This window comes from Serratia sp. 14-2641 (genome assembly GCF_001692375.1).
Taxonomy (GTDB): Bacteria; Pseudomonadota; Gammaproteobacteria; order Enterobacterales; family Enterobacteriaceae; genus Chania; species Chania fonticola_C.
On sequence record NZ_LXKR01000008.1, the window covers coordinates 104,132 to 116,791 of the forward strand.

At 56.3% G+C, this 12,660-nt stretch carries 14 protein-coding genes; 9 read left to right on the forward strand and 5 right to left on the reverse strand.

Annotated elements, in window-relative coordinates; genetic code table 11:
• Positions 1-63: 63 nt before the first annotated feature.
• The 7 genes from A6U95_RS05340 (at position 64) to A6U95_RS05370 (ending at position 5,440) form a co-directional block, all read left to right on the forward strand.
• A complete protein-coding gene (locus tag A6U95_RS05340) occupies positions 64-498 on the forward strand; it encodes a rhodanese-like domain-containing protein (RefSeq protein ID WP_021807259.1) in 435 nt (144 codons plus the stop codon).
• A gap of 26 nt (positions 499-524) precedes the next feature.
• A complete protein-coding gene (grxC, locus tag A6U95_RS05345) occupies positions 525-773 on the forward strand; it encodes a glutaredoxin 3 (RefSeq protein ID WP_024482902.1) in 249 nt (82 codons plus the stop codon).
• Positions 774-856: 83 nt separating this feature from the next.
• On the forward strand, positions 857-1,327 hold the full coding sequence (gene secB / locus A6U95_RS05350) for a protein-export chaperone SecB (protein ID WP_021181865.1): 471 nt from the start codon (positions 857-859) through the stop codon (positions 1,325-1,327).
• Positions 1,327-2,346 carry an NAD(P)H-dependent glycerol-3-phosphate dehydrogenase gene (gene gpsA / locus A6U95_RS05355; RefSeq protein WP_024482901.1) on the forward strand — a complete coding sequence of 340 codons (1,020 nt, stop codon included), beginning with the start codon at positions 1,327-1,329 and terminating at the stop codon, positions 2,344-2,346. Before secB ends, gpsA begins: the two co-directional genes overlap by 1 nt.
• 98 nt (positions 2,347-2,444) lie before the next feature.
• Positions 2,445-3,266, forward strand: a complete 822-nt coding sequence (cysE, locus tag A6U95_RS05360) for a serine O-acetyltransferase (protein ID WP_021181867.1) — start codon at positions 2,445-2,447, stop codon at positions 3,264-3,266.
• 113 nt (positions 3,267-3,379) lie between these two features.
• Complete coding sequence (locus A6U95_RS05365) at positions 3,380-4,885, forward strand: PLP-dependent aminotransferase family protein (RefSeq protein ID WP_158006198.1); 1,506 nt, start codon at positions 3,380-3,382, stop codon at positions 4,883-4,885.
• A gap of 99 nt (positions 4,886-4,984) precedes the next feature.
• The gene (locus tag A6U95_RS05370) at positions 4,985-5,440 is read left to right on the forward strand and encodes a GNAT family N-acetyltransferase (protein ID WP_024527889.1); all 456 of its coding nucleotides are present in this window, start codon (positions 4,985-4,987) and stop codon (positions 5,438-5,440) included.
• A 46-nt stretch (positions 5,441-5,486) separates the two neighbouring features.
• On the opposite strand, the gene rhaM is transcribed toward A6U95_RS05370, so the two are convergent.
• The 5 genes from rhaM to rhaB form a co-directional block, all read right to left on the reverse strand.
• Positions 5,487-5,801, reverse strand: a complete 315-nt coding sequence (gene rhaM, locus A6U95_RS05375; protein ID WP_024527890.1) for an L-rhamnose mutarotase — start codon at positions 5,799-5,801, stop codon at positions 5,487-5,489.
• A gap of 16 nt (positions 5,802-5,817) precedes the next feature.
• Positions 5,818-6,966, reverse strand: coding sequence for a lactaldehyde reductase (gene fucO, locus A6U95_RS05380; RefSeq protein WP_065683751.1), 1,149 nt, complete (start codon positions 6,964-6,966; stop codon positions 5,818-5,820).
• A gap of 67 nt (positions 6,967-7,033) precedes the next feature.
• Positions 7,034-7,858 (reverse strand): rhamnulose-1-phosphate aldolase, encoded by an 825-nt coding sequence (rhaD, locus tag A6U95_RS05385; protein WP_065683752.1) that lies wholly within the window; start codon positions 7,856-7,858, stop codon positions 7,034-7,036.
• Positions 7,859-7,868: 10 nt separating this feature from the next.
• A complete protein-coding gene (locus tag A6U95_RS05390) occupies positions 7,869-9,125 on the reverse strand; it encodes an L-rhamnose isomerase (RefSeq protein ID WP_065683753.1) in 1,257 nt (418 codons plus the stop codon).
• A complete protein-coding gene (gene rhaB, locus A6U95_RS05395) occupies positions 9,122-10,591 on the reverse strand; it encodes a rhamnulokinase (RefSeq protein ID WP_065683754.1) in 1,470 nt (489 codons plus the stop codon). Before rhaB ends, A6U95_RS05390 begins: the two co-directional genes overlap by 4 nt.
• Positions 10,592-10,913: 322 nt before the next feature.
• Here rhaB and rhaS point away from each other — a divergent pair, with 322 nt between their 5' ends.
• Complete coding sequence (gene rhaS / locus A6U95_RS05400) at positions 10,914-11,735, forward strand: HTH-type transcriptional activator RhaS (protein ID WP_065683755.1); 822 nt, start codon at positions 10,914-10,916, stop codon at positions 11,733-11,735.
• A gap of 85 nt (positions 11,736-11,820) precedes the next feature.
• Entirely contained in the window at positions 11,821-12,660 is an 840-nt protein-coding gene (rhaR, locus tag A6U95_RS05405) for an HTH-type transcriptional activator RhaR (protein WP_065683756.1), read from the forward strand.

A 12,660-nucleotide genomic window follows, 5' to 3' on the forward strand; every position in this document is an offset into this window, starting at 1 on the left:
CGGCAGGTATACTCTGAAACCTTGACTTATTTTTCCCTTAACTGACGGGAGTTGTTACACCCCATGCTGCAAGAAATTATGCAATTTGTTAGCCGGCACCCCATACTTAGTCTGGCCTGGGTCGGTCTGCTGGCTGCCGTGATCGTCATGACCTTCAAGAGCCGTTTTTCCAAGGTTAAAGAGATCGCCCGCGGTGAAGCTACTCGCTTGATCAATAAAGAAGATGCGGTAGTAGTAGATACCCGTACCCGTGATGATTTCCGCAGAGGCCATATCGCCAACGCGATCAACCTGACGGCGAGCGAGATCAAAACCGGCAGCTTCGGCGAACTGGATAAACACAAGGCCCAGCCGGTCATCGTGGTCTGTGCCAATGGCACCACCTCACGCGAACCTGCAGAAAACCTGAGCAAAGCCGGGTTTGAACAGGTCTATACCCTGAAAGACGGCATTGCCGGCTGGAGTGGGGAAAACCTGCCGTTGGCACGTGGCAAGTAAATTTTAGTGTGATTGAAGGGGTTTCCATGGCTAACATTGAGATCTACACCAAGGCAACCTGCCCGTTCTGTCATCGCGCCAAGGCGCTGCTGAACAGCAAGGGAGCTGCGTTTAGCGAGATTGCCATCGATGGTGATAACGTCAAGCGCGAAGCAATGATTGCGCGCAGTGGGCGAACCACCGTGCCTCAGATTTTCATCGATGGCCAACATATTGGCGGCTGTGATGATTTACATGCACTTGATGCTCGCGGTGGGCTGGATCCGCTGCTGTAAACCAGCGGCGGTCCCACTGCCAAGATGTGGGTATTGCAACCACTGAGTGTCTCTAAGGATAGTTAACCAAGGGTATTACACACATGTCAGAACAAAACAGCACAGAGATGGCTTTCCAGATCCAACGCATTTACACCAAGGATATCTCATTCGAAGCGCCAAACGCTCCGCAGGTATTCCAGCAAGAATGGCAGCCAGAAGTTAAGCTCGATCTGGATACGGCTTCCAGCCACCTGGCAGACGACGTCTACGAAGTGGTACTGCGCGTCACCGTTACCGCCTCTCTGGGTGAAGAAACCGCATTCCTGTGTGAAGTTCAGCAGGCAGGTATCTTCTCCATCTCCGGTATCGAAGGCACGCAACTGGCACATTGCCTGGGTGCATACTGCCCGAACATCCTGTTCCCGTACGCGCGTGAGTGCATCACCAGCCTGGTTTCTCGCGGTACCTTCCCGCAGTTGAACCTGGCACCGGTAAACTTTGACGCGCTGTTCATGAGCTATTTGCAGCAGCAGGCGGAAGGCGAAAGCGCTGAACCTCATCAGGATGCCTGATGAATACCGTCAATGCTTCAATGACTGTAATCGGTGCCGGCTCGTACGGCACCGCTTTAGCCATTACGCTGGCGCGTAATGGCCACCCGGTAGTGCTGTGGGGGCATAACCCCGAGCAGATCCAGATTATGCAGCGCGATCGTTGCAATCAGGCGTTCCTTCCCGGCGTCCCTTTCCCCGATACCCTGTTGCTTGAAACCGATCTTGCTCGTGCATTAGCGGCCAGCCGTGATGTGCTGGTGGTGGTGCCTAGCCACGTGTTTGGTGACGTATTGCGTCAGTTGAAACCTCATCTGCGCCCAGATGCCCGCATCGTATGGGCGACCAAAGGTCTGGAAGCAGAAACGGGGCGGCTATTGCAAGACGTGGCTCGCGAAGCGCTGGGGGATACCATCCCACTGGCGGTCGTTTCTGGGCCAACGTTTGCCAAAGAGCTGGCGGCCGGATTGCCAACGGCGATCGCTTTGGCAGCCACCGACGAGCAGTTTGCCGAAGATTTACAGCAGCTGCTGCACTGTGGCAAAAGCTTCCGCGTCTACAGCAACCCGGATTTCATTGGGGTACAGCTGGGCGGCGCGGTGAAAAACGTGATTGCCATCGGTGCCGGTATGTCTGACGGTATCGGTTTTGGTGCCAACGCGCGTACCGCATTGATCACTCGTGGCCTGGCGGAAATGAGCCGTCTCGGCTCGGCATTGGGAGCCGATCCTTCCACCTTTATGGGCATGGCTGGGTTGGGCGATCTGGTGTTGACCTGCACGGATAATCAATCGCGCAACCGTCGTTTCGGTATTATGCTGGGGCAAGGCAAGGGTGTACAGGAAGCGCAGGATAGCATCGGCCAGGTGGTTGAAGGCTATCGCAATACCAAAGAGGTATTGGCACTGGCGCAGCGCTTTGGCGTAGAAATGCCGATCACCGAACAGATCTATCAGGTGCTGTACTGTGATAAAAATGCCCGTGAGGCAGCGTTGACTCTGCTTGGGCGCACCAAGAAAGACGAAAAGCACAGTGCTTGACCTTGGCTGCGGTACAGCAATGTATCGCGCCGCGACAATTTGATTAGGTTACCCTGCCGGGATCAGGCGGGGTAGTCTGTTTTGGCAGAGAGGAAGCGATGTCGTCAGAAGAGTTAGAACAGGTCTGGAGCAGCATTAAATCAGAGGCGAGAGCACTGGCAGATTGTGAACCGATGCTGGCTAGCTTTTTCCACGCGACCTTGCTCAAGCATGAAAATCTGGGCAGCGCGCTCAGCTACATTCTGGCGAACAAACTGGCCAATCCGATCATGCCGGCGATTGCCGTGCGTGAGGTAGTGGAAGATGCCTATCGTTCCGACGCACAAATGATCGTCTCAGCGGCCCGCGATATTCTGGCGGTGCGGTTGCGCGACCCCGCAGTAGATAAATATTCAACGCCGTTGCTATACCTGAAAGGTTTCCATGCCTTGCAGGCGTACCGCATCGGCCATTGGTTGTGGATGCAGGGCCGCCAGGCATTGGCGATCTATCTGCAAAATCAAATCTCGGTCGCCTTTGGGGTGGATATCCACCCGGCGGCCACCATCGGCTGCGGCATCATGCTCGACCACGCCACCGGCATTGTGATCGGTGAAACCGCCGTGGTGGAGAATAACGTCTCTATCCTGCAGTCGGTAACCCTGGGCGGGACGGGCAAAACCAGCGGCGATCGCCACCCTAAAATCCGCGAAGGTGTGATGATTGGCGCGGGGGCTAAGATCCTCGGCAATATCGAAGTAGGGAAAGGGGCCAAGATTGGTGCCGGTTCCGTGGTGCTACAGCCCGTGCCACCACATACTACCGCCGCAGGCGTGCCCGCACGTATTGTTGGCCGCCCGGAAAGCGATACGCCATCGATGGATATGGACCAGTACTTCAACGGTGCCAATCACGGGTTTGAGTATGGCGACGGTATCTGAGTAACTCCTCAGTCGTAATATCCCCAAATCCCATGTAAAACGCCGTGTGATGGCAATATCACACGGCGGTTTGTCGCTTGCACCTTATGTTTTTCTCTCAGTGGAGCTGCGCCTTGAACCGCCTGACCGAAAAGCAGCTCCAGACTCTCTTGCTGCAAAAAAACCTCGCCAAGCAAACAGTCCCCGAAGTTTCATTAACTACGGCGCTGGCCGCTGCTTTCAAGACGATGATCCAGCAGGGTGAGTTCATCACGGGGCAACGTTTACCGGCCAGCCGTGCGTTGGCAACCTCACTGCAGTTATCCCGAGGAACCATTGAGAACTGTTATACGGCGCTGGAAACCGAGGGATACGTCTGCAGAGAGGTGGGGCGGGGAAGCTTTGTTGCGCAAAGGCAGCAACCTTTGCTGGGCCTGATTAGCGAGCATTCAGCTGCACCCTCTGGCGGCCAGGTCACATTGAGCCGGAGATCGTCACGGAATGGCAGGCCTGAATCAGGCAACCTGCCCCAGCAGCGGGCATTTGGCCCCGGCATGCCTGAAACCCGCAATTTTCCGATCCATACCTGGCTCAGGTTATATCAGCAAACCGTCAAAGAAGAGGGGTTGTCTATCTCGGCAGGCAGCAACTTGCAGGGCAATATTCACCTGCGGGAGGCCATTTGCGATTTCCTGCTGGCCGAGCGGGGCGTGAAGGCGCAGGCCGATCGAATTCTGATTGTGAGCAGTACGCAGCAGTCGCTGTCTTTATGTGCGCAGGTCCTGGCAGATGCTGGCGATAGCGTCTTTATCGAAAATCCGGGGTATACCGGTGCGATTAAAGCCTTCCAGGCAGCGCAGCTCAAGCCGATCCCGATTGCCGTTGATGAACAGGGGATTTGCACCGATGAAATCATTCGCTCGCAGGCTAATGCCAGATTTGTCTATGTCACCCCTTCCAACCAATATCCGACCGGTCGAGCGCTTTCGCTGGCCAGGCGGTTGGCATTGATTGAGGCGGCAAAATTTCGGGATATGTGGATCATTGAAGATGACTACGACAGCGAGTTCCACTACCAAGGCATTGCGACGGCCTGTTTGCAGGGGTTAGACCCCCATCAGCGCACCATTTATATGGGCACCTTCAGTAAAACCCTGTTCCCGGATCTGCATGTGGCTTATATGGTACTGCCAGAAGCGCTGGTAAAACCCATGACCACCGCGCGGGCGAATACGGACAGCCAGGTTTCGGGGATCGCTCAGCGAACGCTGGCAAAATTTATTATGCAGGGACATTACCGAGAACATGTCCTGACGATGAAGAAAATATATTCATCCCGTGCGGCGCTGTTTATTAATGAGATCAACAAGCACTGCGGCTTAAAGGTGAAGGTTATTGTACCTAACTGCGGCTTGCAAATACTCTGCCTGGCGGAAAGTAAACAACTTGAGCAAGAGGTTGCCCATCGCGCTGCCCAGTATAATTTAACCCTGAAAAGCCTTTCCGAGTTTTGTACTGCAGATATTCCCTTATCTGGTTGGCTGCTGGGTTTCGCGGCTCTGGATCCTATTGAGATAGCCTATAACGTTGAGCATTTTTCCCAGTTGCTAACGCGCTGTTTAAATGAGATGGATACTTAGCCGCTGAAATGGTCCGGTGTCTATAGCGGATTGGTCCATTAACCCCGCCCTATGGCATCGCCTATACTTGCGCCACTTTGAACATGCAGGGGTAGGACTATGTTGATGACTAAAAATGGCGTTACCATTAGGGACATAATCGCTTCAGATAGAGCGGGTTGGGAACATCTGTGGCAGCAATATCTGCACTTTTATCGTGCCGATGTCAGCGCCGAAATTACCGAAAAAACCTTTATCCGCCTGTGCCAAAAACAGGATTTGGTCGGCCTGGTCGCCGTTAACGATCAGGGGCAGATCCTCGGCTTTATGCATTTGGTTTATCACGCCTCGACGTGGAGCGATAAAAACTATTGCTATATTGAGGATCTGTTCGTTGATAAAAGCGCGCGGGGACAAAACGTGGCGGAGAGCTTATTTACTGAAGCTTATCAACAGGCGGAAGTGAGAGAGTCAAGCCGCGTTTACTGGATGACCCAGGAGTTCAACTCCTCTGCCCGTTCGCTGTACGATAAAATCGGCCAAAGAACCTCGTTTATTATTTATAGTAAAAAATAGTACGGCGTTAATAATAAGGCGACGGGGTTTAACCGTCGCCTGTTGATTATTCCAGATAAAACACTTCACGCAGCGGTGAACTGACCGGGCTATGATCAGGATTGCTCGGCATCACGTCGCCCATATGCTGCCACCAGCGCTGGCAGACGGCGGTGTTGGCCACTGCATCCCAACGTTCTTCTGACTCAATCTCCACATAGCCAAACAGCAGGTGGCGTGCTTCGTCCAGGAAGATGGAATAGTGGTGTGCGCCGTGCTCCTTCAGCACCTGTTCCAGCTCTGGCCAGATCGGACTGTGACGTCGCTGGTATTCGGCGTGTGCATCTGGGTTTACCTGCATCACAAAAGCTTTACGGATCATAGGGTTTCCTTAAGGATCACAGCGCGGCTAAATACAGTGCACGAACCTGTTCGCGATCTGCCGTGCGTGGGTTGCAAGGGGCACATGGGTCAGCCAGCGCTTTATCCAACCAGCCTTCGATATCGGCTTCCTTGATACCCAGGGCCGAGAAGCCTGTCGGGATGCCCACGCGCAGCGAAAGCGCGCGAATGGCGGCTATCGCCAGATGGCTGGCCTGTTCTTCGTTCATGCCTTGCGTGTCTGCCCCCATTGCCTGCGCAATACGGGCAAAGCGAGCCACGGCATTCGGGCGGTTAAACTCTTCGATTACCGGCAGCAGGATGGCATTGCAAACGCCGTGCGGCAGATTGTGGGTCGCGCCTGGCTGGTGAGCCAATGCGTGCACCAGGCCAAGCCCGGCGCTGTTGAACGCCATCCCCGCCAGGTATTGCCCATAGGCCATCATTTCCCGCGCTTGCAGGTTTTTGCCGTCATCTACCGCGGCAGGTAGCCAGGTGCTAATCAGGCGGATGGCTTCCAGCGCCGAGTGATCGGTCAGCGGGTGAGCGCCCACGGAAACATAGGCTTCCACCGCGTGGGTCAGCGCATCCATACCGGTGGCGGCAGTCACGCTGGCGGGAATATCCAACATCACCTGCGGGTCGTCCACGGCGATGTCAGGGATGATGTTGGTGTCGATGATCACTTCTTTAACGTGGCGCAGGGTGTCGATGATCACCGCGTTGCTGGTCATCTCGGCTGCGGTGCCTGCAGTGGTATTGATCGCCACCAAAGCTACGCCCGGATGTTTGACTTTGCCAACGCCGGAATAGGCGGTAGAGGGGCCAGGGTTGCCGGTGAGGATTTTGATCGCCTTGGCGGTATCGATTGGGCTGCCGCCGCCGAAGGCAATCAGATAGTCGCACTGCTGCTGTTTGAACGCTTGCCAGCCTTGCTGCACCAGTCCTTCGGTAGGGTTGGGAAATACCTCATTGAACATGGCATAAGGCAGAGCATGCTGCTGCATGGCGCTGAATAGCCCTTCCAGCAGGCCGAGCTCAACCAACTGACCGTCGGTGACGATCAGCGCCTTACCCCATTGCTTCTGTGCCAGCAGCTTGACCATATCTTCAATGGCGCCGCAGCCGTGCAAACTGATTTTCGGTAATGCCAGCATGAAACTCATGATAGTGCTCCTGAAATGAGAAACCGTTGTGATGCGCCCGCCGTAGCGGACGCAGGGCACCGATGTCTCAATCCTTGAGCGCGGCGGCCAGTGGCGTTACGCCGAAACGCTTGGCCAGCGCCGTCAGTTGGCTGCCGGAAATGGTTTGCTTCTTGCCACCCATCGACAGCACTTTCACCATGATCTCGGCCGATTTTTCTGCGGTGTCGATCAGGCCGAAAGCGTCGTCCAGCGTTGGGCCAGAGCCGAAAATGCCATGGAACGGCCACAGTACCAGGCTGTGTTCCTGCATCTGTTCGGCGGTCTGGGTGCCGATGCCGTCGGTTCCTGGCACCATCCAGGGAACGATGCCTATGCCGTCTGGGAACACCACCAGGCACTCGGTGCTGCCTTCCCACAACAGGCGGGTGAAGCTGGCGTTGTCCAATTCCTGCACAAAGCTTAGGGCGATCAGGTTGGTGGCATGGCAGTGCATGATGACGCGATCACGGCCAGAGGTGACGTTCATGCGCACGATGTGCGACTGGAAATGCGCCGCCAGTTCCGAGGTAGGAAAACCTCCCTGAGAAAGCCCCCAGTGGATGTGGTATGCGGTGCCGTTGTGGTTCAGTTGCAACAGCACCAGATTCTCTTGCGGCGCCAACTGCACGTTGCGGAAGAACTTGCCTGAACCGGTGACCAGGAACCAGCAGTTGGCCAGTTCGGTTGCCGGTTGCGTTAGCTCTACGCAACGCGGATCGGCCACAAAATCGCTACGGAAAGGCTCAACATCTTCCGCCAAAAGCCGCAGGCTGACGTTGCCGCCGTTGCGTTCATCCCAGCCTTTGAGCCACATGTCGCTGGTGGCTTTGATCATGCCCTGGACGAACCAGGAAGAAACTATCTGTTGCATTGCGCTACCCTTAACGTTGGCTGAGGATCTGTTGTTCGTAGTTGCGTACGTTGTTGAGCCAGCTGGCATCCGCCGGGACATCGTTACGCTGGCAGTAGGTTTCCCACACGGCTTGCCATGGCAGGCATTTCTGCTCTTCCAGCAAGGCCAGGCGGGCGGTGTAATCGCCGCTCTCTTCGATCTTGCGCAGCATCTCGGTCGGCTCCAGCAGCGCACGCAGCAGGGCTTTCTTCATGTTGCGGGTACCGATCACCCAGGCGGCGATGCGGTTGATGGAGGCGTCGAAGAAGTCCAGGCCGATGTGGACGCGGTTGAACAGGTTGTTGCGCACGATCTCACCGGCAATCGCCTGCGTTTCGTCGTCCAGCAGCACCACGTGGTCACTGTCCCAGCGTACCGGGCGGCTCACGTGCAGCAGCAGGCGTGGTACATACAGCATGGCGCTGGAGATCTTGTCGGAGATCACTTCGGTTGGATGGAAGTGGCCCGCATCCAGACAGAGTGCGGTCTGGCGGCTGGTGGCATAGCCGAGATAAAACTCGTTGGAACCCACGGTGTAGCTCTCTGCGCCAATGCCGAACAGCTTGCTTTCCACCGCGTCGATATGGTGTGCCGGGTCGAGTTTTTCGCTAATCACTTCGTCCAGCGCGCTCATCAGACGTTGGCGCGGTGCCAGGCGATCGATCGGCGTATCTTTCATACCGTCCGGGATCCAGATGTTCATCACCGAAGGCGTACCGAGCTGTTCGCCAAAATAGGCCGAGACGCGGCGGCTAGCCTGGCAATGTTCAATCCAGAACTGACGAATTTCCGGGTTGGCATGTGACAGCGTAAAACCGTCGGCGCTCAGCGGGTGCGAGAAGCATGACGGGTTGAAATCCAGCCCCAACTGGTGCTGTTTGGCCCACTCCACCCAGTTTTTAAAATGGCGTGGTTCAATTTTGTTACGGGCTACCGGGGTATCAGACTCCAGATAGATCGCGTGCAGGTTCAAGCGTTTTGGGCCAGGGATTAGCGCCAGCGCCTGTTCCAGATCGGCCCGCAACTCTTTGGCGTTGCGCGCTTTGCCCGGGTAGTTGCCGGTGGCCTGAATGCCGCCGGTCAGGGAGCCTTCCGGATTTTCGAACCCGGCCACGTCATCTCCTTGCCAGCAGTGCATTGACACTGGCAGGCTCTCCATAGCGCTGATAGCGGCTTCAACGTCCACGCCAACGGCAGCAAAGCGCTGTTTTGCCAGTTCCCAAGCTTGATCGATCGAGCTTTTCATATGCAAAGTTCCTTAGGTAATTGACTCAACGACTGAAATTGCGACCAGTGGGCGGCAAAGTCTGGATTGTCGCGAGGGGTAAAGTGTTGTAGTGGGAAGTTCTGTGCCACGATGCGGCGGAATTGCCCAATGTCGCTGACGGCGTCCAAGGCCATCAACTGGCAGCCGACGTTGCCCAGGGTGGAGGCTTCGATTGGCCCGGCGCTGATGGCCAGCCCGCAGGCATCGGCACACAGCTGATTAAGAAAATGGTTCTGGCTGCCGCCGCCGACGATATGCAGATGGCTGAGTGGGCGGCCGTGCATCGTCGCCAACTCCTGTGCGACCTGGCGGTAGAGCATGGCGAGGCTGTCGAAGATGCAGCGCACCAGTTGGGCTGCGGTTTCCGGCACCGGCATCCCGCGCTCGCGGCAGCTGTCCTGAATGGTTTGGCACATGTTGGCCGGGTTGATAAAACGATCGTCATTGGGGTTAACTAATGAACGACAGGCTGGCTGTTGGGCCGCCTGAGCGATCAGGGCTGGCAGATCGCTGATGTTCAATTCCTGCGTGGCGCGTTGCAGCAGCCAAAGGCCCATGATGTTTTTCAGCACGCGATAGCCCGTTGCGCCGCCCTCATTGGTGATATTGGCCGCCAATGATGCCGGGTGAACCACCGGGATTGGGCTTTCGATGCCCATCAGCGACCAGGTGCCGGAGCTGAGATAGGCGGCATTGGCATCTTGCAATGGCGTTGCAAGTACCGCGCTGGCGGTGTCGTGCGTTGCCACGGCAATCACCGGGATCTGCTGGCCGCTGGGGCTGGTCCAATAGCCCACGCGGTTGCCTGGTGGCGTTGGTTTGCCAAACCAGCTGGCAGGTACCCCGGCCCAGGCCAACAGTTCCTCATCCCATTGATCGCTTTCAATATTCAGGAGCTGGGTGGTGCTGGCATTGGTGTATTCCCAGTTCAGTTCCCCTGTCAGGCGAAAGTGCAGATAATCCGGGATCAGCAGCAGGTGAGCCACGCGATCTAACAGTTCTGGCTGCTGTTCGCGCAGGGCACGCAGCTGGTACAGCGTATTGAAAGGCAGGAATTGAATGCCGGTGCGTTGATAAATATTACTGCGGCCCAGATCCTGCTGGGCTGTTGCCATCAGCCCCTGAGTGCGGGCATCACGGTAGGATACGGCCTGGCCGACCCGCTCACCTTGCGCATCCAACAGTACAAAATCGACACCCCAGGTATCTATGCCGATGCTATCAAGGTGAATGCCTTCGGCATCAAGCTGTGCGAGTGCCTGGCGGATATTGCCTTCCAGCGCATCCAGATCCCAGCAGTCTTGCCCGGCCCGGTGCTGCAAACGGTTGGTGAAGCGGCTGACTTCACGCAACTGGAGTTGTTGCTGTTGCGGTTGATAGCTCGCCAGCATCACTCGTCCACTGGAGGCTCCAAGATCGATGGCGACAGTATTGCGAATAGTCATGAGAGAAAGCCCGTGATTGCTTGATGCGAGCAGTGTAGGAAGTTGCCGCTGCCTGGGCCTTCTCGCCACTGCCAACGCCTGAGGGGGATTGGCAAAATGGCAAAGGTAAAGGTGAAGTAGCTCACAGTTTGCGACTCGAGCCGGTTTTCGCCCGGTTGTGACCTTGTACGCATTTCTCAACATTGCTACGGCTTTCTTAAAAAACGCGCAGCTTTAGCGCGCTTTTCGGTCAAAACCTTAAGGTTTGTTGCCGGGCGCTTCTCTTACTATCGATTACCGACGTTGCGCGGTAATCCCGCCGCGCCAAAGCTCTGGGGGCAAGATGAACCTATTGCACAGTAGTGATTTTTTCCCTTCCTGCAGCGCGCCCGTGGTGATCGAACCCCGCGAACCGCAGCAGGCTTTTCCAGAACATCATCATGATTTTTACGAAATTGTGATTGTCGAACAGGGGGCAGGGGTGCATGTGTTTAATGGCAACCCCTATACCCTTAACAGCGGTTGCGTCTGTTTTGTGCGCGATCACGATCGCCACCTGTTTGAACAGACCGACGGCTTGATCCTGACCAATATTCTGTTCCGGGCGCCGGATGCCTTCCGCTTTGTCTCCGGCGTGGAGCAGTTCCTGCCGCGCGAGGCCGATGGCGTCTACCCGGCCCATTGGCGCATCAGCCAGCAGGTGTTGCAACAGGTCAAGGGGTTGATTGCGCAGCTGGTGGCGGCACCTGCAGGTGAGCGGCCAGAAGAGATAGCGCTGCATGAAAGCGTCTTTATGCAGCTGTTGGTGCAGCTGTGGCAGGGCTGTCTGGCCCGGCAGGGGGACGATCAGGAGGGGCGTTTACATCAACTGTTGGACTGGCTCCAGGGCCACTATGCTGAATCGATCGAATGGTCCGAACTGGCCGATCGCTTTGCCATCCCGCTGCGTACGCTGCACCGGCAGCTGAAACAGCACACCAACATGACGCCACAGCGCTACCTGACCCACCTGCGTTTGCTACAGGCTCGCCATATGCTGTGCCACAGCGATAGCAGCATCACCGATATCGCTTTTCGCTGCGGTTTCGGCGACAGCAACCATTTTTCGACCCTGTTCAAGCGTGAGTTTACCTGCCCACCCCGTGCGCTACGTGGTATGCGCTAGCGGCGTGAAAATCACGACTGCATCAATTTTCCTCGCCGCGTGTTCGGCAATAATGCCCAGTCGTACCAACCAGGAAAGGTGTGAGATGAGGGAGACGTTACTGTTAGAGAGCCGCGATTATCTGCCCTCGGTACAGATGCCGGTGGCCGTGGCGGAGCGCTATCCTCAGATGGGATTTGCCACGCATACTCACCAGTTTTGCGAGATTGTGATCGTTTGGCGTGGCAATGGCCTACACGTGCTGAACGATCGCCCTTACCGGATCACCTGCGGGGATATTTTTTATATCCGTGCCAGCGATTGCCACAGCTACGAGTCGGTACACGATCTGGTGCTGGATAACGTCATCTATTGCCCAGAGCGTCTGCGATTGAATGCCCAGTGGGAAAGCCTGCTGCCGCCGTTTGATACCTCCAGCGAGCGCTACTGGCGGCTCTCTACCCAAGGCATGGCGCAGGCCCGGCCGATTATCGCCCAGCTTTCGCAGGAGAGCCGTAAAACCGATTCGTTATCGATCCAGTTGACGGAGGCTTTGTTGCTGCAATTGGCGATCGTGCTCAAACGCTATCGCTATGCGGTGGACTGCGTGCATATGTTGCCGGACGGGGAACAGTTGGATTTGTTGATGGCGGCGCTGCAGAGCGGCATCGACGGCGACTTTGATCTGCCGGCTTTTTGCCGGCAGCATCAGTTGACCGAGCGGGCGCTGAAGCTGCTGTTCCGCCAGCAAACCGGCATGACAATCAACCACTATCTGCGCCAGATCCGTTTATGCCAGGCCAAGCGTCTGCTACGCCGCAGCGAATACCGCATCAGCGATATTGCCGCCCGATGCGGGTTTGAAGACAGCAACTATTTTTCCGTGGTGTTCACGCGCGAGGCCGGAATGACCCCGCGCGAGTATCGCCAACGGTTTATCGCCTAG

Bases quoted from the DNA above. Each gene is read 5' to 3' on its own strand.
- A6U95_RS05340 (WP_021807259.1), top strand. From the start codon at position 64: ATGCTGCAAGAAATTATGCAATTTGTTAGCCGGCACCCCATACTTAGT.
- grxC (WP_024482902.1), top strand. From the start codon at position 525: ATGGCTAACATTGAGATCTACACCAAGGCAACCTGCCCGTTCTGTCAT.
- secB (WP_021181865.1), top strand. From the start codon at position 857: ATGTCAGAACAAAACAGCACAGAGATGGCTTTCCAGATCCAACGCATT.
- gpsA (WP_024482901.1), top strand. From the start codon at position 1,327: ATGAATACCGTCAATGCTTCAATGACTGTAATCGGTGCCGGCTCGTAC.
- cysE (WP_021181867.1), top strand. From the start codon at position 2,445: ATGTCGTCAGAAGAGTTAGAACAGGTCTGGAGCAGCATTAAATCAGAG.
- A6U95_RS05370 (WP_024527889.1), top strand. From the start codon at position 4,985: ATGTTGATGACTAAAAATGGCGTTACCATTAGGGACATAATCGCTTCA.
- rhaM (WP_024527890.1), bottom strand. From the start codon at position 5,801: ATGATCCGTAAAGCTTTTGTGATGCAGGTAAACCCAGATGCACACGCC.
- fucO (WP_065683751.1), bottom strand. From the start codon at position 6,966: ATGAGTTTCATGCTGGCATTACCGAAAATCAGTTTGCACGGCTGCGGC.
- rhaD (WP_065683752.1), bottom strand. From the start codon at position 7,858: ATGCAACAGATAGTTTCTTCCTGGTTCGTCCAGGGCATGATCAAAGCC.
- A6U95_RS05390 (WP_065683753.1), bottom strand. From the start codon at position 9,125: ATGAAAAGCTCGATCGATCAAGCTTGGGAACTGGCAAAACAGCGCTTT.
- rhaB (WP_065683754.1), bottom strand. From the start codon at position 10,591: ATGACTATTCGCAATACTGTCGCCATCGATCTTGGAGCCTCCAGTGGA.
- rhaS (WP_065683755.1), top strand. From the start codon at position 10,914: ATGAACCTATTGCACAGTAGTGATTTTTTCCCTTCCTGCAGCGCGCCC.
- rhaR (WP_065683756.1), top strand. From the start codon at position 11,821: ATGAGGGAGACGTTACTGTTAGAGAGCCGCGATTATCTGCCCTCGGTA.